A 22,818-nucleotide genomic window follows, 5' to 3' on the forward strand; every position below is an offset into this window, starting at 1 on the left:
TAAATAGTCGTTAAATAGACGCTATTAAAATAATGATATACGGAGAAACAAAGTGAGTCAATTTAATTTTTGTTACCGCTTACAACCCTGGTATTGTTCTAAATAGCGAACAAAAAAAGGAAACCCCGACACACCATTATGTCGAGGTTTCCTTGCAATATTATTGTACAGTGTTAACCTTCATGGGAAGTATAATAAAGTAATTGTTACATATATCACTTCGAGGACGCTCAGAAGCTATATGTTACGTCAAAATAGGCATTGCTAAGGGTAAAGGGGTCGGGCAGGTGAAGAAGCCCAAATAAAGCAATCTGGCGAAAAGTTTCTACATAAATACTCTAACACTCGTAAAACTCATGCCTAAGGTGACCATTGTATATAGTAGAAGAGGGGCCCGCTTAAGCGGGCCCCTCTTCTCGTTCTCTACTCAAACTTTACCTTGAGCTGTTCTATTCCAAATGACAATAACAACGATGAGAAGTAACACACAAATACCTACAAATACAGCAATCAATAAAGATAGGGAGGAAGAAGAAGTACTGTCTTCTTCGAGATTCCCTAACTTTTCCGATCCTGATTGACTAAAAAGTTTCAGGTTTTCGGCTTTAGCTTTTATCGTATTTGTATCTTTTTCTTCACTTTGAAATATCTTTTCTTTCAATTCGTTTAATCCGTTACTTGATACACCTTCAAACGTCAGGCTCTTTTGTTCTTCAGGAATTTCTATCTTTTGATCAGTTGATGACTGATCATGGATGAGGTCACTATTCTTTTTGAATTTATTTTCCTGATAGTCGTTCGGGATTAAGTCATTTATGTCGGTATTGGCAAGTATAGGATGGGAAAACATCATGATCATGCCGGCAACCAGAGCCAGTTGAACAAGTACTTTAACCCTCATACGCTTCCGTTCCCTCATCATCGGTCGAATTAGAGCGTTTATCCAATAAAACCTGAGCAACAGTTAATGCAATAACAACTAAGCCTAATACAATGACCGCTTGATTGAATAAACTGTCTGACCCATATTGAATCGACATATACACGGTGGACATTGGATCCTTGAAATTAAAATTAGGCGTTGTTAATGCCAATAACGGTGTCACAAACAGGGCGATGATTCCCACCGAAACAAACCATCCTAACAAACGATGTGTAACAAATGCGACCCGGATGAGTCCTGAACCCGCCAGTAAAAGGAGAATGGTGAAGATCGTCCACTCAACCGAACGCGATTCCACCAATGGATAGATATCCAATCCATACAGACTGATGACAAATCCGACAATCAGGTTCAGCAGGAGGAAAATCACTCCTTGTATCCAGAGAGGAGCATTTTGGAAGTAATAACTTGTATATCCGATAAGCAAACTGGATAACAAGATAATAAACAATATAACCACCGGTGGAAGAGCACTTGCTTTCTTTTCTTCCGGAACATCTCCTTTTACATTAAGGGGGTTCGTCAAGAAATCATAGACATATCCATTGGATTGTCCGTCAACGAACGCATTCCCCAGGACGCTAAATACATCATCACGAATTAATTGAGTGGAAGCTACATTCGTTGCCCACTTATTATTCAGTGTATCTGCATCACTTTGAACATTCGATACATTCGATTGAAGCTCGTTGGTATAGGATACGATTGTATTTTGGCTTTCACTCACAGTATCCAGGAAGGAATGGATCGACTTGATTTCACTTCCGATTTGCTTCTGGTTCCCTACTAAATCAGGGCCAGCCGCACCTGATGCAGGTGTTGGAGCTGTTTGCTCCGGCTGTTGTATTCGAGTCAATACATTTGTTGCTTCTTGATTAATCGCATTCAGGCTCTCTGTAAGCTGTGATTGCTGGTCATCAAGGGTTTGATTGTATTCTGCCGCAAAGACGGTAAATGAGTCCTGGAGTGTGTTGAGAGCATCCTCTGTATTCGGCAACCCTGCATTTAATTGTTCCCACTCCGCTTGTTCCGGCTGACTGACTTTCAGAATTTCATTTACCTCATTCTTGAGCTCTTCATCTTGAAGGACGGCCGCTTTCACTCCATTCTCCGTCAACATACCGTTAAGGGTCGCTTCATATCGATCCAGGTAAGAGTAATATTGCAGAAGATCCATAAGCTTGTAGTTATTAATCCCGCGGTAAAAATAGCCGGATAAGGTGTTTCTTCTATTTTCGGATAAAGCAGCCGAGTTCAGGATGGAACTTTCTTTGCCCTCGATTTCGGCAACGATATTCGAAACATTATCTGAGAACATCTCTAATTGGTTGATCAGAGCTTCATTCGTCTCAGTCAATGTCTTAACCTGTTCTTTCAGCTCTTGATTTTCAGTGGTAAGGGTTTCAATCTGCTTGGTCAATTCATCGATTTTATCGATTAAAGTCTGATTATCTTCGAGAAGCCTTGATACTTCTCTCAATAGCCTATCCACCTCAGCCTGAAGAGGGTTTTCCGAGCTATTATTTTTCCCTTGGAGCTGGGTTCGAACCTGTAGGATGCGATCATTGATCGTCGAAATACTTGTTACAGCTTCTGTTATAGCTTCAGGTGTTGGTTCTGTTAAATTAGTCAGCGTTTCTTTCAACGCATCGATTTCTGTTGAAATGGCCGTCAGTTCATTTATTTCCGGATCCAAATTTGGTGGTGCCGGAGGAGGATCGCTAGGTTCCCCCGGTTCGTTCTCACCTTCCTGGGAGGAAATGACGACTTGTTGAGGGACAGGATCCTCTCCTTCTTTTGGCTTCCCGGGAACCTCAGGGGGAGCAGGAGGATTGAAGATCTCCCCATCTCCTTCAGCCAGCTTATTATTAAGTTCGAAGATACTTCCTTGCAGGTTATTTAACGTTGTAGTGTCCTGTAATTGCTGATAGAAATTCAACACTCTCTCCTGGAAGGAATAGAAGTCTTCTACTTGTCTCCCGACTTCTTCGAACCTGCGCTGCTGCAGGTCAGTAAATACCTCTTGATTTGTATCCATATTGTTATTCAACTGAGTCAAACCTGCCGTTAAGGCTTCACTTTGTTCCGAGAATAGTGATTTGGATTTTAAGTAGCGCGGCTGCTGGTTTTCAGTTGATTCATTGATCATCTGTACGGATTCAGCTTGAACATCGGCGAGTAATTGCTTTTGATTATCCTGATATTCTCTATACTGATTGACATATTCAACAAAACCGGAAAGGCTTTGTTCAAAGGATTCCAACGAGTTTTGCTGCTGCGGTGTCTGGCTATCGGCCTGCTGAATCGAGTTTTGCAGATTTGTTAGCATCGACGTCTGTTGCTGAATTTGGCCGGCCAGATCCTTTGAGCTGGGTTTGTAGAAAGATAACATCGTTTCCTGGAAAGCCTGCTCTTTTTGTAAAATTTCATCGAATTCTGCACGGATATTTTCCATGTCTGCTGATACGTAATTCCAATAAAGAGAGGACATCTTATGATTGACCCTTTTTGTGGCCTTTTCAATTTCCAGAAGGACCTTTTCCTTGTTTACTGCATTCAATTGAGCCTGGACTTTGTAATTCAAATTTGTCTTTTCAGGTCTTTCTTCATCATACGTCATGACTTTATCAGAGAAGTCGGAAGGAATATATACAACGGCATCATATTTAGAGCTCTGAAGACCATTCTCTCCTGCACTTCTGCCTACGACCGTCCACTCAAAAGTCGATTGATCTTCAAGAATCGACGTCACGTCTCCTCCAAATGCCAAAGGCTCTCCATCCACTTCTGTTCCCGCGTCTTCATTTACAATGGCAATGGCCTGAGTAGCGTTTTCTTTCACTTTCAGTGGATTTTCACCAACTGAACGGAAGAATAGAAGAGGAGTGGCAAGAATCATCATGACCGCTAATAAAAGTTTAACTAGGCTTACTTTCTCTGTCATGCGTGTACTTTCCTTTCCGTTACCATAAGTGGTATTTGAATTTTTGTTTCTTTTCCGTTTTCCACGTAATAGCCAAACCCTGGTTGGATTTCGGCTTCTCTTCGATCGTAGCTGAGCGTGAACAAGGTTTGTTCGGATTTCTTCATTAACACAAGAGCCTGTCGAATCTGTTTCATCTCAACTGTTAAAGCATCATAGCCCTTAGTTAATTCGCTGTTGTTTCCTGAAACAATCACACAGAAGCCTAAATGGCTATAATTTTTCATACATTTAACGATTCTGTCTTGAAGCAGTGCATCCAGATTCTGCAGGAACCTGGCATATCCATCAACAATGAGGAAGACGGGCGAGAAGGATGGAAGTGCACTCCCCTTTTGTATGGACAGGTTATATTGCTCTTCTCTTAAACTAAATAATTCTTCAACACGGTTTAGCCACATTGTGATATGTTCTTTGTTTTCCATATAGACCACTTTTTCTTCTTTCATCAAGTGGGATAATCCCCTGTCGATGGAATCGAATATCGCTATATGTTCACTATCCTGCAATAACGCAGTATTGGTTAAGACCTTCAGGACGTTCGTTTTTCCTTTTTGAGCCTGCCCCAAAACCATGCAATGTTTCGTCTTCTTGAAGTTTACATACACTGGCTTAACCATTTCTTCGTCTAAGCCCACCGGCAGCAGTCCTTCTTTTCTTCCTGAATCTGTATACTGGGTGAAATTGACCATCGTCAACTCTGTCGGAAGCATAGGCACCGGATGAGGTGACCTTGATCCCTTATACTTTTCTTTCAATAACAGAATTTCTTCTTTTAGAAGGTTCAACTGCTCATAATCGTCCTTCCCTTCGGTTGGAAGGAATACTTGAGAAAAGAAAGCTGTATCCTTCTTAACAATCGCTCTACCTGGAATGGCTTCCGGGGTAAAAGGCAATCGCCCTAGCATCGTGTATGCCTCTGAGCTATCCATCAAATAGTGGACGATTTTTGTTTTAAGGTTATTCATTAAAGATTGTCGGACAGAATTGACGCGGGTGGCTGTAAAATACATGTACACTCCCAATGACTGTCCGTCCCTTGCAAACTGATTAATTTCCATTTCAAGTTCTTGCATCTCTTCTTTAACCAGATCAAAATTGTCGATGGTTACAAAAAGAAGCGGAAGTTTATCTTCACTGATCGTGTTATACATCTTTATTGAACTTACTTCTTTCTTTTGGAAAAGCTGTTTTCTGCGAGCTAATTCATCATCCAAAATACCAATGAATTTCTCAATCTTTCTTTCTTCATCGATGAGGAAATAGTCAGCAGTGTGCGGCAGCTGCTTTAAAGGCAGTAAGCCACCGTTTCCAAAGTCCAGAAGATAATAATGAACTTCTTCTGGTGTATACTGAGCGGCCATCCCCATCAATAAGGTAATAAGCGTTTGGGTCTTCCCATATCCTGAAGAACCAAAGACGCCTACATTCCCGTCCTCAATCACCTCGTAATGGTAAGGGGTCTGGCTCTGTTTCTCAGGTTCATCAATCATGGAAAGTAAGATCTTATTCTCCTCTCTCTGGGCAAATGATGTACGGTACATACGATTTGGCAGAGGAGGGAGCCATGGACTGGAAAGCTTCTTCACATTCATTTGTTCCTGTAATGCTTCAATTCGATCGACAACAGCGTCAATTTCACTGATCAATTCCTTCTGATTGCTTGGATTAGTCGATACTTCCGATAAAGGAATCAATCCTAAATCCGTGACAATCGCCACTTCATCCTCTGATTCAAAGGTTTCCTCCTGATATGGAGCTCCACTCCAGGCTGATTGAAACAGGTCATATACCTCATTATTCCCCACCTGTAAATAGCCTCTTCCTGTGACAGTCAACGAGGCTGCATCACCATTCTTAAGGATTTCACGGCTGTCCTCCGTATTCTGAACTTTCAGGGCGACGCGGAAACGGGCATTACTCCATATCTGATTATCAATGACTCCTCCAGGCTTCTGAGTTGCCAGGATAAGATGAACCCCAAGGCTCCGGCCAATACGGGCTGCACTTACAAGCTCTTTAATGAATTCGGGTTCTTCACTCTTAAGTTCAGCAAACTCATCTGATATCAAAAATAAATGTGGGAGAGGCTCTTCCGTTTTGCCTTGCTTGTAAAGGCGTGTGTAGTCGTTAATATGATTCACTTCGTAACGATCGAATAAGCGCTGTCTACGCTTCAACTCACTCTTGATGGAAGCAAGGGCTCTCGTACTGAAGTTCTTGCTTCCTTCAATATTCGTTATCGTCCCTAATAAATGTGGGATATTCTTAAATGGCTGAGCCATCCCTCCACCCTTGTAATCGATTAATAGGAAGGCTACTTCGTGTGGATGGAAATGAACCGCCAATGAAAGAATATATGTTTGTAAAAATTCACTTTTACCCGAACCGGTTGTTCCGGCAAGCAATCCATGAGGTCCATGAGCCTTTTCATGCAAATTCAGTTCGACGATGTCTTCCTTTCCTTTCAAACCAACGGGAACAGCTAACGATTTAGCGGATTCCCTGGATAGCCAGTTCTCTTGAATGGGAAGCTGATCAACATCCCTTACTCGAAGCATGTCCAGAAAGGAAACACTTGAAGGGATGGAGTTTGTCATACCGATTTGATGATTAAGCGTCTTCAAGGTCCTTGCATACTGCTCATTGCCTTCATGGTAGTATTCATCGATTTCGAATGGAATCTTAACCGCTTTTTTATTCTGAATCAGAATGTCCCCTTGCTTGTCATTGATATAACGGACGAGGGTATGAATATTATCAGACAAACTCTCTTTCGCTTCTGCCGCGAAAATAACGGACATTCCCAAGTGAGAATACTCACCTTCAAGGTATTGCAGGATCACATGGTCGGAAATTAACTGATGGTTTGTAATGATAAAAACGTAATGTGGTGAAAAACGAACTTTATCTGAACCCTCTTCAATATCTCTTTCACGAAGGACCTCGTATATGGAAGAAAGGATTTGATCCCTGGTTTTCTCGTTATAAATGAACCCTTTCGCAAATGACTGAGGTAATTGAAAGTGTGGCAGCCACTTCATCCACTCCCAGTCTTCATACTCTTCCTCATGAAAAATATAGACAAATCGCACATCATGGTAACTATGAAAGAAAGCCAATTGCCCGATTAGCTGGTGAATTTCATTTTTATAGACGGATTCCTTACCGATCAGACCAATTGCCCCTTTATGAAGGTCAGCTGTTACAGGTAATTGATCAATCTCACGATAAACCATTTCTAACTTCTGGGACTCCTCTAATAACTCATCCATTTCCCGGTTTGACATATCGGATGAATTCACTGAAATCCTATAGCTCGCAGGTACTTTCCCACTTCCTAATCTAAACTGAAGGAAGTCCGGACTTTCAAGAGTCCTTTCCCAAAGACGATCGGATAGCTGCTCTGTAAGATACTTCATTCTTTCATAAGAAGGAAAGTGAAATTGCAGAACGTCTGCCTGTTTCTCGGCAAGCTCCTGGAGTTCTTTTCTCTTACTCTCTAAATAATGAGTGTAGATACGCTTCCTTCGTTCCTTGGATTTCTTTCTATTGCTCTTATCTTTAAAGAACTGAACGGTGGATGTTACTAATGTAGTGGTAAACATCACCATTGAGATAATAATGAAAATTCCACGTGGAATGACGAGTGCTACTATGGCCATGACGATTAACATCATCAATGGTGGAAGAATGATCAACCACAGACTGCGGTTTGTATCGCTCGATTCCTGACTGGGAAAAGACAATTGAACCTTTTCATCAGGAAGATCATAAATCATTCGTGGCGTTCTACGATAATTCGGGTATTTCTTCTGCATTTCTGAGGTAGGCCGTGTAGATTCCATTAATGCAGTTTGATAGTCGTCGATACTATGTATCTCGATTAAATCATCTTCTAATAGGGTAATAGTTAAAAAAGGAGAAAATACAATGTCTCCAACCTTAAGCTTTTGTTTCCCTTTGACCAGGTGTCCATTCAGATAAAGAAGAGAGGAGGCATTCCCATCCATCACCCAGTCATCATCGCCATTTTTATACCAATGGCAAGTTTGGATGGTATCCTTCCCTTTATAATGGATGGTTGCATCTGATTGTTCAGTCGATATACAGATTTCTTCTTTATGACCGACATAATAGATGGTAGACTTTGTCGGGAATGGCGTAATCACCATGTGTATTTCCTTATCACCGGCGAGCAGTGATACTTTGCGGCCAGGTTCAAGAATCCTTGCCTCTTTCCCGTCCTGATGAATTCTGAAAGCATCGGCGGAATGCTCTACCAGAATGGACTTAGCAGACGGAGGCAACGACAAAATCGTGATCGTATCTTCCAATCGTGGACCTACAGTTATTTTTTTATTTTCATCCTCAATCATCATCGACTGATAGTAGTGGTCGTGAAAAATCCATAGGGCATACATATGCTCACCCCCCAGTTAGTTTGTTAGTCAGGATTCTTTTTTATCATCAGCTTCAGCTGGAGGTGTGGAATTCTCTCCATCATTAGCCGCCGGTTTCTGTTCAGGTGTCTTTTTCTCTTCAGTCTGTTGCGGTTCTTCCGTCGTTTCTGCCGGCTGTGATTGCTGCTCTTCTTCCAGAGCCTTCATTTCTTCTTCGTATTCGGCTATTTCACTTTCGATCTCATCTAATTCCTGCTGTCTTTCCTCGCTATCAAGATCTCCGTCAGCCTTGACCTGCTCGCGGTACTTAAGAAGCCCAAACAGAATTAAATCCCTGTCCTCCAAGAACCTTGCTGTTTCCAATGCTTCCTTAGCCTTTCCTCTTCCGATATTAATCCAGTACTCATAATAAAGAGGGTCTGATTGAAGAGAGACGGTGTTGCGTACATTCTCTTTTTGGTCTTCCGTTAATGATTCGTTAATAATATAGGAGAGTGCGAGTTGATATTGAGTGACCTTCGGGATTTCATCGATCTCATAAGGCTGAAGTTCTGTTACCACATCACTATACTTATTAAGAAGGAAACTCTCTTGGGCCGCTACAACCCTTTCCTGCTTTGGAAACATAAAGAAAAGAGAATAAATAGAATATATAAGTGCTGGTATCAAGAGTAATGACACTCCCAGCAGTACATACCGGTTTAGTTTCCACTTTTTCTTACTGACAGTCATGAGGAGGGAATCGGATTTTTTGGCTTCTTTTATAGAGCGGTTTAACACTTCTCCGACATCTTCAATGCTTTCGGCTTCTAAGATATCTTTAGTCATTGGCGACAATTTTAACGTCTCACTGAACTTAATGTAATCATCAAACGAATATTGGCGATCCACAATAGCTGCGACCATGGCTTTTGTCTGCTTTAACAACAGATCCGCATCTTTTTCGTATGGTGGCAGGCTCTCCTTTACACCATAATGGATGAAGTGTGGAGTCAGTCCTTGGTCAAACACAATATTGTCCGGGCAAATAATGAGATGCAGGCGTGACAAGGTATGATTTCGTACATTTTGTACCAGTTGATAGGCAGACATCAACCGTTCCTTCTCATTCGCCTTTAATTGGGGATAAAAAGAGAAGGAGTCAGGTATGGTATTCACAATGCGTAATTCATCATTTTCCATCGTGATTTCTTTTTGTATGGCCGGGTTAATGTTCTTCAGAAAGTGAATTTCCGCTATTTCGTCCAACTTGATCTTTTCTTTTTGAAAAATCAAAGTCATTCTATTTTCTTTTCTATGTACAACGGCTTCCAGCTTTTCTTGTAGGTATGATCCACTCTTTTGTGACATTCTATTGGTCTCCTTTATAAAATTTCAATTCGATCTCCAGAATGAATTCCTGCATCTATCAACCGTGTGTGACCTGGAATCACTTGTCTTTTATTCACAATCCGAATCCAATAGCCTTCCCTCGGCTCAGCTGTAAGCTTCTGAGATTGCCACACAAGATCAATCAGTTTTTTTACAGTATGATAGTTTGATAACCTAAGATCAAAGCACTTCTCATCATATCGCTCTAAATCAATGGTGATTTCAATATACATTGTCAGGGTTCACCTCATAAGGAAGGAGCGCCACATAATGATAAGCGCTCCTTCAAGTTTAAAATGGACGGGGATAAACTTATCCACGAATTTGATTGGCAATTTGGGCATCTGCATCTTCAAGAGACTTAGCCGTGCTAGTCAATTGAACTGAAATGTCTTCAAGCAGCTGCTGCATTTGCAGGAATGAAGGACGCAGTGTTTGATATTGCTCAGCAAACGCACGGCTTGATTCCCCTTCCCACATACCTTCCAATTCTGAAATCATATTATCCAGGCGTGAGATTTGTTCTCCTACCTGGCTGCTTTCGCCAGTGTAACGGTTAGACATACTAATCAATTCAGCTGGGGTAACACGAATAATTCCTGACATGTAATTCCTCTCCCTTAAATGAAATTATTGGTGGTAATCATCTATATCAAATCAGAGTACCCAAATAAGAAACAAACCTATGACATTATGTAACTCTTTAATTGAAAGTATAAAGGTTTTCCTTTTATACAAACGTCTACATACTTCCAATATCATACTATTATAAACATACATATAAACACAATTTTTACCGAGAAAAGGAAACTTTATAACTACAGGAATAATCATTTTCAGGTCATTGGATTCATTCTCCGCTTTCACTTTTTAGGGAAATAGTACGAATGAGAAAGCCGAAGTCAGTCCATTTAAAGTAGAATCCCGTTACTAAAAACAGATATTAGTTACAAGTACTTACTATATATCCTTATTTTTACTTTTATAAACCATTTTTAATAATGATTGGATGATAATGTCATGTTATGAAAGGTGCATTTGTTCATTCAAAGAAACTTACTCCTGTTATACAGGAATAAGTTTCTTTGAATGATACTACAATAATATCTGTCCATTATTTCATTTTTTAAAGCTCTTCCACACTTTGCTTCTGTTCATTTAGCTCATACGTTACATCATACTGCTCTGCAAGAAGCTTCATATCCGAATGATAAGCTTCCACCAGGTTGTAGTACTCCTCGATTTTAGCATTGGACTCATTGATCAGGGCTTCATCCTGATTTTCAATCGCCTTTTTTTCGAGAAGGAGTGCATCATAAAAGGTCTGAGTCGCTATCACGATCCGCTCCGTCATTTCTTCAAGCTCAGGGATCTCCGCCTCAATGCCCTTCGCTTCTTCCAGGGCTTTCCCGTAAGCTGGAATGGTGTTGCTGGTCAACTCATTGTAGACGGTTGAATCATCCGTATAGTTGACTCCGGAAACAGAAGCCAGTGACTGGAATGCGACTACTTCGTATTCAGCCACCTTATAGATATCTTCGTTGATGAATTGGAGGATTGCCTTTTGCTTATCGGCGTCCGTCATCCCTTCACTATCCGGGCCATCATTCATCAGTTCCACCTTCTCATTATCTTCCTTATCGCTGCCGGTCTCTCCGGCATCCACTTCCTGACCCTTATTAATTGAGATCTGCACTTCCCCACATCCACTTAACAATACCACTGTGATCACAGATAACCCTAGAAGCTTCTTCATGATTTAATTCCTTTCCTACGCAATTTGGAATTGCTTTTAGAGCTTAAATACCCATTTTTTGTTAAAATAATCTAAATACTTCTAAATGAAGGATTTTTAGAAAGATTGTTGTTTTTAACATAGAAGCTGCCGGGGCTCTGTCAACCAGTTTATGCTGGATGGTGAGGGGAACTGCTCCGCTTGCAGCTAGCGTTCGGCCGAGCCTCCTCAGCTTAGTCGAACGGGGTCTCGGCACACCCGTACTTCCGCAGGAGTCTGCGCAGTTCCCCTCACCATCTTTAATGGAATTTTCATGACAGAGCTTCAAAGTGTGCAATAAAACAATGTAACTAGAAAAAATATTCTCTTTAAAAGGACAATCAATCATTACTTACGATAAATGTAGATTGTTTGCTAAAAGACTTTTTTATATTGTTTTTCATCAAGGATACATGCTCAGAAAGTTGATTGGAGCGGAAGGTGCTCGACTCCTGCGGGAATAGCGGGAAAGTTGAGACCCCGCAGGGCAAAGCCCGAGGAGGCTCAACTCACGCCCCGCGGAAAGCGAGCACCTGGAGCGGAAATCAACTAGTACTTTCTGATCTACAATAGCAATAAACTTTACGAAAAGAGCCTCAATAAAACAGTTCCTTTCTTCAGTCATATGGAAAACATATTCAATTTCCTATACAATTTATGTAAACAGCAATATTGTGTGGTGACCAAATTGAAACTATTACTAATCGAAGATGACACAACCCTATTTAACGAAATCAAAGAGAGGCTTTCCCAGTGGTCCTATGACGTATATGGAATCATGGATTTCAATCACGTGATGCAGGAGTTCACCAAAGTGAAACCGGATCTTGTGATCATTGACATCCAATTACCCAAATTCGATGGATTTCACTGGTGCCGGATGATCCGTACTCATTCAAATGTGCCGATCCTGTTCCTATCCTCCCGCGATCACCCGACGGATATGGTCATGTCCATGCAGCTTGGGGCAGACGATTTCATCCAGAAACCCTTTCATTTCGATGTACTGATTGCCAAGGTTCAGGCGACATTGCGGAGGGTGTATAACTACAATACAGAGCAGATACGCATCAAGACCTGGTGCGGGGCAACCGTTGATTTTGAACGTAACACCGTATCCAATGAACAGGGGTCCATTGAATTGACAAAGAATGAAATGTATATATTAAAACTTCTAATAGATCAGAAGAATAAAATCGTCAGCAGGGATGCATTAATGAACAGCCTCTGGGATGACAAACGATTCATCAGCGATAACACATTGACCGTCAATGTGAACCGCCTAAGGAAGCGCCTTGAAGAAATAGGACTCGGCCGCTTCATTGAAACGAAGGTCGGGCAGGGGTATCTGGCCATTGAAGAGGATTCGCCATGATCCGTGCATACTTATGGGAACGGAAAGGCTGGATTTTGTTCGTTCTTGGACTCCACCTGTTATGGATCTTTATCGCCTATATCGATTCGGCCATCCCGTTACAACCAATCATGTATATGGTCTTTCTGTCGCTGCTCTTTTTCACTGTTTTTGTGTTCATCCGGTATCAGAAGGAAACCCGATTCTTCCAGCGTCTGAAAGAATGGGATCATAACCTCAACATTACGGGGGTGGATGCACCGGATACTCCATTCCAGGAAATCGTTTCGAATAGCCTGTCAGAGCAGGCGAACATTTTGAGAAAGACAGCATCTGAGAATCGAATGATGCTCGAACAGGAAAAGGACGACCTTATGTCCTGGATCCATGAAGTCAAAACCCCGCTGACGGCGATGCATTTGATGATTGAACGTATGAAAGACGAACCTTTAAAGTCTCATTTACAATTTGAGTGGCTGCGCATCCACCTTTTGTTGGATCAGCAGCTACACCAGAAGCGTATGACTTTTATCGAGAATGATTTATACATTGAGGACACCGATCTCGAGTCTGTCATCTTTAAGGAAATCAAAACCTTGCAATCCTGGTGTATTCAGAAGGGGGTCGGATTTGACATTCAACTTGAGGTCACAAACGTGTTGAGCGATGCGAAGTGGCTGGCTTTTATGATCAGGCAGCTTTTGACCAACGCCGTTAAATACAGCTCTAAAACGGACATTGCCCTATTTAGCGCATTAAAAGATGGTAAAGTGACTCTCACCATTCAAGATTTCGGCAGGGGAATCGATTCCAGGGACCTGCCTAGGATCTTTGAAAAAGGATTCACTTCGACCACAGACCACAATGATTACGCTTCTACCGGAATGGGATTATATTTAACCAAAAGAGTTTCAGAACCTTTACTGATTTCTATTGATGTTACATCTAAACGAGGCGAAGGGACCCGGGTCACTCTCACCTTTCCCCAGAAGAATGATTTCGTCCAACTTACAGGCGTGTGACAAAAATGTCACATGCTTTTCTGTTTTGTTCGAACAATAAAAGGAAAAGAAACTTCCTGCTTTTTATAATAAGGGTATCAAATCAAAGGAGTTTTTCATGATGACTATATTAGAAGCAACGAAGCTTCATAAAAGCTACGGCAATAAATTCAATAAGCAGGAAGTCTTGAAGGGAATCGACCTATCGATCCAAAAAGGAGAATTCGTCAGTATCATGGGGGCGTCGGGTTCCGGAAAAACCACTCTCTTAAACGTCCTTTCCTCCATCGACAAAGTGAGCGAAGGATCCATTAAAATAGAGAGCAATGAAATGACGATGATGAAAGAAAAGCAGCTGGCCGAGTTTCGCAAAAATCACTTAGGGTTTATCTTTCAGGAATATAACCTGCTGGACACGTTAACGGTGAAAGAAAATATCCTTCTGCCTTTGTCGATCACAAAGACACCCAAAAAGGAAGCGGATCAAAAATTCAACGACCTTGCTTCAGAGCTCGGTATCCTTGAACTGAAAGATAAGTATCCGAACGAAATCTCAGGTGGGCAGAAGCAGCGGACATCAGCAGCCCGGGCATTCATCCATGAGCCAAGCATCATTTTCGCCGACGAGCCTACGGGTGCTCTCGACTCAAAGTCCGCCTCTGATCTCTTAAATAAGCTTAGTGAGTTAAATCAAAAGCTGAAAGCGACAATCGTCATGGTGACACATGATCCCGTGGCAGCAAGCTACTGCAGCCGGGTGATTTTCATCAAAGACGGGCAAATTTATACTCAATTAAATAAAGGCGAACAGGAAAGACAGCACTTCTTCAAGGACATCATGAAAACCCAAGGGGTGCTCGGCGGGGTGCAGAATGAACATTAATACCCTTATTTTCAGAAATCTCAAGAAAAACCTCAAGAATTATTACCTTTATGTATTTGCTCTGATCTTTAGTGTCGCGCTTTACTTCGCCTTTGTGACCCTGCAGTATGATCCATCCATGGATGCAACAAAGGGATCCATCAAAGGCGGCGCAGCGGTTCGTGCCGCTTCCGTATTACTTGTTGCAATCGTCTCGATCTTTCTCTTATATGCCAACACTCTCTTCATTAAGAGAAGAAGTAAAGAAATTGGTCTATTTCAATTAATAGGAATGACAAAAAATAAAATCTTTCGCATCTTAAGTGTGGAGAACTTCATTCTTTATTTCGGATCATTGATACTCGGAATCTTGATCGGATTCTCCTTCTCGAAATTGATCATCATGATTTTATTCAAACTAACCGGAGTCGAGGCAATCGCCACACTCCACTTCTCAAGCCATGCACTTATCCAGACCATCCTTGTTTTCTGTGCGATCTACCTGCTGATCATGCTGATGAACTTTGTCTTTATTAAAAGGCAAAGTATCTTATCACTGTTCAGGGTACGTTCATCGACGGAAACCAAAGTGAAAAAGATGTCCAGGTTTGAGATCATCATCGGGATCCTCGGGATGATCCTGATTGCCTCGGGGTACTATGTGTCTTCCAAATTATTTGGCGGGGACTTCACGACCATGCCTCAGCTGTTTGGAGCCATGCTCTTCATCCTTGGCTCGGTCATAATCGGGACCTACCTGTTTTATAAAGGATCCGTTAGCTTTATTTTTAACGTGATACGAAAGAAGAAAGATGGCTATCTGAATATCAACGAAGTCCTGTCCCTTTCATCCATCATGTTCCGGATGAAATCGAACGCTTTATTGCTGACAATCATCACGACGGTGTCGGCACTGGCTATAGCATTATTGTCCCTGAGCTATATCGGCTATTATTCGGCTGAAAAAACAGCTCAAAATAATGTTCCAACCGATTTTTCATTTACAAATACAGATGACTTCCAGCACTTTAAAGATGCCCTACTGGACAATGGCATCGAATTCAAGAAGGAAGAAATTGAAGTCATTGAAGTATTGGTCAACCTGAAAGACATTACAGACTCTGAATTTGGCGAATTGAATGGCTCATTGGATGCCATGCAGAACTCGGTCATCAGCGAGAAAGACGTTGAAGGAGTCGATGTTAAAGAGGACGAAACAGTTTTCACAGGATATAGCGACTTACTTCAAAAGGTCATTCCATTGCATGATTCAGGAATGACGGAGCTGAAAGGAAAAACAGAGGTCACCAAGCTCAAGTACTTGGGAATGCGGGATGACTATCCGATTTCATGGTATTTTACAGCAGGGGGATCACCGGTTGTGATCGTTGATGACAATGTATTCAAACGCTTGAAGAATGATCTAGATCCTGCAATACAGAAGGAATCCTCCCTCTACATCGGGGTGACGATTGAACAAGATAAAGATATCTTGAAAGCAAATGACCTCTTTCATGAATTAAAACTCGACGAAGCATGGGCTAACGATTCACAGTATGATATGAAAGCCGAACAGAAACAAAATATCGGACTCATCATGTTCATCGTCGGGTTCCTGGGTCTCACCTTCCTGATCACATCCGGATGCATCCTGTACTTTAAGCAAATGGACGAAAGTGAGGATGAGAAACCGAACTATACGATTTTACGAAAACTGGGCTTCACTCAGGGGGACTTGTTGAGAGGCATTCAAGCCAAGCAGCTCTTCAACTTCGGAATCCCTCTGCTCATCGGTCTGCTGCATAGTTACTTCGCGGTCCAATCCGGTTGGTTCCTGTTCGGCGCCGAAGTATGGACTCCGATGATCATCGTGATGGGGTTATATACGGTGTTATACTCGATCTTTGGTTTATTATCGGTCCTGTATTATAAAAAAGTGATAAAAGCATCGCTATAATGGAAAGAGCCATCCCTTGGTATGACACCGGGATGGCTCTTTTATGTAGTTCAACGTTACTTCCTTTTCTGGCTTTTCATCTTATTCATCTCAAGCTCGGCAGCATATTCTTCTTGGGATTTCCCCTGTTTGAAGCTTTCAGATTGAATCTTTTTTAGTTTGTTATCATTTTGATTTGGCATGTCCACACCTCCTGATATTTGGTTATTATGGACATGTCTTTGTTATTTATTCTTTTTGTCGGAATTTTAGAGGAGGTAATTTACATTTTCTCTAATCATTTGCTGCTCTTTTACCATTGTTTCCTAAGTCTTTTTGGCAGACCAAATTGAGGATATACCTGCTTGACCTTTTCGATGTTCTTTTTAATATAGAAATATTTATGAATGCTTGTAGAGAAGAAAGCCGTAGCCACGGAGAGTAAAGATAAAACCCCTATGATTATTAGTGTTTTCGTAGAATCCACAAAGATAGATGATAGAATCAACTGTGCAAATACATAGCCGATACCTGTGGCCGCAGTGATGGGAGATAGGTTTACAATCTTTTCTCCTTTTTGAAGGCGTGAGTACGTACCGGAATACAATAAACGGATGTTTATCCAATTTATGATGAGAAGGAGGGATAAAAACATGATTAACCCTATAGACAAAGGCACTACTCCATAAACTTGAAAATGTACATATATCAATTTTTGTATAACTAAAAAGTACACAAATGTATTAATGACACCGTATACTCCGAAAAAAAGGTAATATGATTTTTCGAATTTATATGGAGCGATAATATACTGAATTGCCCATAAATGAATCAGGATTACCGGAATGATACCATACAAAATAATCAAGGGAACCCTTGGCTCTCCTATGAGGAAGATCACACCTATGATATCCAGAAATATTAATAAGAAAACGAGTATATTCCCTCTGTTTTCTCGGGGTGATTGTAATTTCAAATAAGACATTGTAATGTCATCTATTTTTTCTTGCTTCAACTAACAATCCCCCTTTAACACCATTATTCAAATTTAATTTTGTTTTTCTAAAAAAGTAACCACTTTTTCAACATCCCTTGTATAAAGAAGGGCATGAAGCACCCTTCTAATTCACTTCTTTTTTCAATTTTACCCTCTCAAAAACTCCTGCTATTTCTTTTACTAACGATTCTCCTGTTGCCTGACAGGTACTCAACCACTCTATACCGTCTTTACTGACCATTCTTAATGTCCAATTATAGGAGGGGGAGGAGAGGACATGTACACCTTCAATATTCCAGTCAAGTTCATCCTTGTAGAATATCATTAATCGAGTGGTATGAATTTTCCTTTGTAAGGATCTATTAAACTGCTTTACTAGTAAACTATCAGAATCTAAATTGTTATTAATCGCTACCTGGTTCACGTTCATTAAGGTTTGACGTTCACAGTAGAGAAGATAATCACTTGGGATAATATAAAGGGGATCATTTAATCGAACAGATCGATCTTCGATACCCATCAGCATCCGGGGAAGAATGATTTGTTTCATTGTATAGTCGGGTGCCGGGTGCTGAATCACCTTATAGCTCATTTCATTTTCTTTCAGGCATTCAATGACCCGGTCATCACTAAAATAAAAAATACTTTGCTCCTGATGATCTGTTACGATTTCCGCAACCAAATTGCTTCTTGCCAGAACCCACACGGCTTCGATAAATTGATCATCGAATTTTAATTCTCCTTGGATATAATCCACCAGCCCCATCTTATTGAGCTTTTTGAACATCTTTTCCCATTCTTTTTCCAGTTCATCCTCTTGATAATGAGGAAATGGATTTGTTATTCCTATCAGTACTTTCCCGCCTAACATCTTTACCAGTAAATATAAGTCCTTGCTGGTCACTATCCAATTAGACAATTTTAATCCTCCTTTATAAACCTATGTCTTAACCGAATTTCCTCGATGTTTTCGGTTTTCCGAAATCAGGATAACTCTTTATAACTTTTTCGTAGTTTTTTTTGATGAAAATAAAGCGATGGATATAAGTTGATAAATAAGCTGTTACAATGGATATGACCGAGTAAGCTGTGATCATAGCAATCATATAGGCAGAATCAGTAACCAGATACGACATCAGAAATTGTGCAATAATATATCCAAAACTTGAAGCGGCTACTATTAAAGATACATTAAACTTTGATTCTCCCTTTTGAAGTTTAATATACGCACCTGAATATAGCATTTTTACGTTAATAATTTGTATTGAAGCCAGTAGCAAAATCATCAATAGTATCCCAATTACAAAGTAACTGCTACCTTCAACGCCAATATGCCTATATAAGAACTTCTGAATAACCATAAAATACACAAACGTATTTACAATTCCAAAGACACCAAGGTACAAGTAATAAGACTTTTCAAATTTATAAGGGGCTATTATATAAAAAAGAGCCCAAAGATGGATACATATAATCGGAATAAGAGCGGCCCAGAATAGAGGGTCAAAAAAGGGAATACTCAGGAGCGGCAATAAGCCTACAAAGTCCATGCAAATTAATAAAAATCCGATGACGTTTCTTCTGTTTTCTCTGGGGAACTGCAAATTCTGCAGGTAAAAGGTTGAGACTTCACAATGTTTTTTCATTGGTGTTCCTTTTAACCTGTTTTTTATTTTCATGAATATATGATATGACCTTATTAATATCTTTCGTATAATATAAAACCTGGTTGATATCGTACATTACTTTATGTTCAACGATAAGGTACTCATCAGGATGGATGTTGTTAAAGAACTTTTTCCACTTGTTCCTCTTCTCCATCTTTTTTGTTTCTTCATCTAATTTTACAGAGTCAAAATTGTAGACGGCGTAACTTGGTACTTCTATATTAGTGTCCGGGAATCTATTCTGTAACTCCTCTATCATTTCTTTTTGAGGTTCAATCTCTGTCACTACCACAACATTTTCTTCTGTTGCATCCAAGATCTTGTTTGATTGATAGTCATATTCTTCATCACTCATTTCTTTTTCTGTGAAAATGGCGATACAAAAACGATTTTCCTTTGTCTCTTTCTTTTTTAAGAACATGGTAGTCATCCCTCCAAATATCACAATCTACAATCCAAATTAACCATTTTTTCTAAGTCTTTTTGGCACACCAAATTGAGGATATACTTTTTTTACTATATGTTCATTTTTCCGGATAAAATAGTATCGGTGCAGCGACGTTGAAAAAAAAGCGGTCAGTAATGACAATATTGCTACCCCTGTAATAATAATAATGATAAAAATAGATTCCGTCATGAAAGAAGAAATGAGGATTTGAGCTACTACATACCCTATGCTTGAAGCGGTTAAAATTGGTGATAGTTTCATCTTAATACCATTCTTTTGCAGTTTCGCATAGGAACCGGAATACAGCATTTTGTGATTAAATATTTGAAAGGATACTAACAATCCCAGCACCAATACCAGACCTGCAATAAAAGGAACCCTGCTATCAACACCAATATTCACATACAAAAATTTTTGTATGACTAAAAAATATATATAGGTATTCACCACTCCGTATACGCCAAAAAACAGGTGATAAGATTTCTCAAATTTATAGGGTTCCACTACATACAGTATTGCCCAGATATGTAATAAGCCCACCGGAATGATTGCCGGCCAGAAAAAAGCAAACGAGAAGGGTTCCCCCAATATAGGAAGTAACCCTATGATATCTAAAAAAAAGATGAAAAAAGCAATGATATTTCTTCTATTATCCAATGGTCTTTGTAAGTTCAGATAAGATAATGTTATTGGGTCTATATCTCGATGTTTGTTCAACACTGCCACCTCTTATAATTTTTAACTAAACCATGAGCCGACTTTATCAATAAGCCCTGTTGTACCTTTCTTAATTGCATCTCCAATTGAATCACTCTCGCCATCACCATCAACATCCATAAGCTTTAAATCACTTAATAATGTGGTAACCACTATCCCTCCTACAGCTCCTGCAACTGCACCTACCGCTACACCAACAGGACCACCTAATGTTCCTGCATAGGCCCCTGCCTGTGCTCCTGCATAGGCGGCACCCCAAATGGATGCTCCTGCCACCACGACATCTCCCGTTACATTTCCAGCAATCTCACTCCCGGACTGTTTATGCTGCACCCCGTGGACGATATCACCAACAACAGTTGTTCCCACGCCTATGTAACCAATTTTGTTTCCAGCCCACTTAAAGGACTCTTTGACACTGGTCATGGGATCCACTAGTTTATAGAGCTTTGTATAGTTTGTCGCATTCGTACCTGAATATCTTTTTCTATTAATTTTGTATAGTTCCGGCTTATCTACCTTTAACCTCACTCTATCCTTACCTTGTGCTGTAGTATAACTGCTTTTCGTCACACCAAAACCTTTTCGGGCAAGATTCACACCCTTCGCAGCCCCATACCCTGCAGCAGTCGCAATACCCAAATTCGTCGCCGCATTAATCGGCTGCTCCCGCCACTGATCAAAATTGACTCCCAACGTCGGTGTCGGGTCCCATTCAGGCTGCAGTCCATTCACGGTATCTGCCGCTTCCACGCCGTTTTCGACAAAACGGGGATTGTTGGTCAGCTCGAAATAAGGGTTTGTCGACCCGCTCTCGTACTCATATTGAGGGTTGTAACAGCTGTTGGGCTGATAGGTATCAATTGAGATTTTCCCGTTGGAGAAGAGACCTTGAATTTGATGAATGTATTGGTTCATCGTGTGGACATCCTGTTGAATTGGCTCTAGCTTAGCAGACTGACTTTGATCAAACTGGTGGAGCTTTTCGACGGTTTGATCTTTTTGCCGCTTCGCAACGTGAACCTGTTGAAGGAAAGAATCGTCCTGTATTCTTGGTAATGAGACGATATCCTGAACACTTTGAATCGTTTCATTGGACTCACTTGTTAAGTCCATGACAACATCCCTGCCCCGATTTAATCCATTTTCCACATCGTGCTGCAAAAAGTTTTCCTGTATATATCCATTTTGGGCTGGCTCCAACCCTTGTAGTTCATTTTTAATGGCTTTCAGTGTCGATTCATATGTCGTCACCATTTGCTGATAGAACTCCAGGAAGGATTGATGGGAATCCTGGTAGAAAGCCCGTATCGACTGCCCCGCTTTTCCTTTAAAAGAGGCATCTTGAGAAATAAAGTCATTTATGGCTGATTCGATTTCAATCATCTGTTCTTTTTGCTGATTTACCTTTCGAAGGACTTGTTCTAATCCTGACTCCAGAGACATGACATCCAGTGTTTTCATCCCGATTTCTCTCCTTACCTGGCTTTGATATGTGAAGACAGTTCCTGGTCGGCATCCGCCATATCCTGGACAGCCTGTCGTGTCAATCCTTCATTTCTGATAAGCAGTTCTTTATAACTCTGTACCATTTGTTCCATGCTCTGGTTCAACTCGTTCAATTTTGTTACCACTTCCAAGTGATTTTCAAGACCAATGTTACTAGGTACATCTGGTTGAAGAGACTCTGCAGTGGATTTCATCTTTGAAAGATGATGGTCTATCTCACCTTGTACTACCCTGATTTCATTACCCATACAAGCTACCTCCCGCTCTATTTAATGCATTAATCTATTCAGCTTTTGCTTCTGCCTCAGATTCCAATCTGTGAATGGTATGTTCAATCGCCTGGATTTCACTTCGTATGGTCTGCATCTTACTGCTCAGCATAGAGAACACTTCACTGAACTGGTTATTTTCAATATCTGTAAAGTAATGAAGCATTCCTTCAAGTCTTATTTCATCAAATGTATTTGCAAGTGTACCTTGCCAGGTGAATGCTGATAATTCAGGATTAGTGATGGATTCACGATAACTTGCAAATTCCTGTTTGTTCCCTTGAAGTTTGCTTTGACATTCCTGAAGTCTTTGAAGGTGTTCACGTTTTTCCCTCAACACCCCGTAGTAATAAAATAAAGACAAGAACCTTCACCTCACTTGAGCTCTAATACTCTGATTTATAAAATTTTTCCAATCTTTTTAACTATAACACGGATGAAATTGTGTCAGAATGATAGAATCTGTTTATTTTTAACGGGTGGTAAGTGATTCCTATTACCTATTTCATTTATTTGCTTCAATTTCCTTTGATCAATGAATAATATGAACTACTTGTTAAGTAGCACATTTTCTGTAAAATGAA

Annotated in this window: 20 protein-coding genes; 4 read left to right on the forward strand and 16 right to left on the reverse strand. The window is 40.6% G+C overall.

The genetic code is table 11. The annotated features are described in order from the left end of the window. Positions 1-427: 427 nt before the first annotated feature. The 7 genes from essA to TV75_RS18185 all read right to left on the reverse strand — a co-directional run bounded on the left by essA (position 428) and on the right by TV75_RS18185 (position 11,456). Entirely contained in the window at positions 428-901 is a 474-nt protein-coding gene (gene essA / locus TV75_RS18155; RefSeq protein ID WP_044340224.1) for a type VII secretion protein EssA, read from the reverse strand. After that, entirely contained in the window at positions 891-3,887 is a 2,997-nt protein-coding gene (gene esaA / locus TV75_RS18160; protein WP_044340225.1) for a type VII secretion protein EsaA, read from the reverse strand. Before esaA ends, essA begins: the two co-directional genes overlap by 11 nt. Beyond that, positions 3,884-8,350 (reverse strand): type VII secretion protein EssC, encoded by a 4,467-nt coding sequence (gene essC, locus TV75_RS18165; protein ID WP_044340226.1) that lies wholly within the window; start codon positions 8,348-8,350, stop codon positions 3,884-3,886. The genes esaA and essC overlap by 4 nt, the downstream gene beginning before the upstream one ends. 27 nt (positions 8,351-8,377) lie before the next feature. After that, positions 8,378-9,679: a type VII secretion protein EssB gene (essB, locus tag TV75_RS18170; RefSeq protein ID WP_044340227.1), complete on the reverse strand. Its 1,302-nt coding sequence runs from the start codon at positions 9,677-9,679 to the stop codon at positions 8,378-8,380. Between the two features lie 14 nt (positions 9,680-9,693). After that, positions 9,694-9,933, reverse strand: a complete 240-nt coding sequence (locus TV75_RS18175; RefSeq protein ID WP_044340228.1) for an EsaB/YukD family protein — start codon at positions 9,931-9,933, stop codon at positions 9,694-9,696. Positions 9,934-10,012: 79 nt separating this feature from the next. Continuing rightward, positions 10,013-10,306 (reverse strand): WXG100 family type VII secretion target, encoded by a 294-nt coding sequence (locus TV75_RS18180; RefSeq protein ID WP_044340229.1) that lies wholly within the window; start codon positions 10,304-10,306, stop codon positions 10,013-10,015. Positions 10,307-10,826: 520 nt separating this feature from the next. Continuing rightward, a complete protein-coding gene (locus TV75_RS18185; RefSeq protein ID WP_044340230.1) occupies positions 10,827-11,456 on the reverse strand; it encodes a hypothetical protein in 630 nt (209 codons plus the stop codon). A gap of 706 nt (positions 11,457-12,162) precedes the next feature. Between TV75_RS18185 and TV75_RS18190 the strand changes: the two genes are divergently transcribed. From TV75_RS18190 to TV75_RS18205, 4 genes are all read left to right on the forward strand, one after another. Continuing rightward, positions 12,163-12,849, forward strand: coding sequence for a response regulator transcription factor (locus tag TV75_RS18190; RefSeq protein WP_044340231.1), 687 nt, complete (start codon positions 12,163-12,165; stop codon positions 12,847-12,849). Continuing rightward, the gene (locus TV75_RS18195; protein ID WP_044340232.1) at positions 12,846-13,850 is read left to right on the forward strand and encodes a sensor histidine kinase; all 1,005 of its coding nucleotides are present in this window, start codon (positions 12,846-12,848) and stop codon (positions 13,848-13,850) included. Before TV75_RS18190 ends, TV75_RS18195 begins: the two co-directional genes overlap by 4 nt. A 100-nt stretch (positions 13,851-13,950) precedes the next feature. Next, a complete protein-coding gene (locus tag TV75_RS18200; RefSeq protein ID WP_044340233.1) occupies positions 13,951-14,712 on the forward strand; it encodes an ABC transporter ATP-binding protein in 762 nt (253 codons plus the stop codon). Next, positions 14,702-16,648: an FtsX-like permease family protein gene (locus TV75_RS18205; RefSeq protein ID WP_044340234.1), complete on the forward strand. Its 1,947-nt coding sequence runs from the start codon at positions 14,702-14,704 to the stop codon at positions 16,646-16,648. The genes TV75_RS18200 and TV75_RS18205 overlap by 11 nt, the downstream gene beginning before the upstream one ends. Before the next feature lie 56 nt (positions 16,649-16,704). On the opposite strand, the gene TV75_RS22580 is transcribed toward TV75_RS18205, so the two are convergent. The 9 genes from TV75_RS22580 to TV75_RS18245 all read right to left on the reverse strand — a co-directional run bounded on the left by TV75_RS22580 (position 16,705) and on the right by TV75_RS18245 (position 22,598). Next, a complete protein-coding gene (locus TV75_RS22580; protein ID WP_258549627.1) occupies positions 16,705-16,830 on the reverse strand; it encodes a hypothetical protein in 126 nt (41 codons plus the stop codon). Positions 16,831-16,940: 110 nt separating this feature from the next. Continuing rightward, the gene (locus tag TV75_RS21970; protein ID WP_156142521.1) at positions 16,941-17,300 is read right to left on the reverse strand and encodes a hypothetical protein; all 360 of its coding nucleotides are present in this window, start codon (positions 17,298-17,300) and stop codon (positions 16,941-16,943) included. Positions 17,301-17,748: 448 nt separating this feature from the next. Then, positions 17,749-18,543 carry a hypothetical protein gene (locus tag TV75_RS18215; RefSeq protein WP_044340236.1) on the reverse strand — a complete coding sequence of 265 codons (795 nt, stop codon included), beginning with the start codon at positions 18,541-18,543 and terminating at the stop codon, positions 17,749-17,751. Between the two features lie 28 nt (positions 18,544-18,571). Beyond that, positions 18,572-19,270 (reverse strand): hypothetical protein, encoded by a 699-nt coding sequence (locus tag TV75_RS18220; protein WP_044340237.1) that lies wholly within the window; start codon positions 19,268-19,270, stop codon positions 18,572-18,574. After that, on the reverse strand, positions 19,254-19,712 hold the full coding sequence (locus TV75_RS18225; RefSeq protein WP_044340238.1) for a hypothetical protein: 459 nt from the start codon (positions 19,710-19,712) through the stop codon (positions 19,254-19,256). Before TV75_RS18225 ends, TV75_RS18220 begins: the two co-directional genes overlap by 17 nt. Positions 19,713-19,751: 39 nt before the next feature. Continuing rightward, on the reverse strand, positions 19,752-20,456 hold the full coding sequence (locus TV75_RS18230; protein WP_044340239.1) for a hypothetical protein: 705 nt from the start codon (positions 20,454-20,456) through the stop codon (positions 19,752-19,754). Positions 20,457-20,477: 21 nt separating this feature from the next. Continuing rightward, the gene (locus TV75_RS21265) at positions 20,478-21,920 is read right to left on the reverse strand and encodes a ribonuclease YeeF family protein (RefSeq protein WP_052504614.1); all 1,443 of its coding nucleotides are present in this window, start codon (positions 21,918-21,920) and stop codon (positions 20,478-20,480) included. Between the two features lie 14 nt (positions 21,921-21,934). Further along, positions 21,935-22,213 carry a YwqI/YxiC family protein gene (locus TV75_RS18240; RefSeq protein WP_044340240.1) on the reverse strand — a complete coding sequence of 93 codons (279 nt, stop codon included), beginning with the start codon at positions 22,211-22,213 and terminating at the stop codon, positions 21,935-21,937. Between the two features lie 34 nt (positions 22,214-22,247). Further along, positions 22,248-22,598, reverse strand: a complete 351-nt coding sequence (locus tag TV75_RS18245) for a DUF5082 domain-containing protein (RefSeq protein ID WP_044340241.1) — start codon at positions 22,596-22,598, stop codon at positions 22,248-22,250. Between the last annotated feature and the right edge of the window lie 220 nt (positions 22,599-22,818).

The organism is Rossellomorea aquimaris (assembly GCF_000935355.1).
In the GTDB taxonomy this organism is placed as follows: Bacteria; Bacillota; Bacilli; order Bacillales; family Bacillaceae_B; genus Rossellomorea; species Rossellomorea aquimaris_B.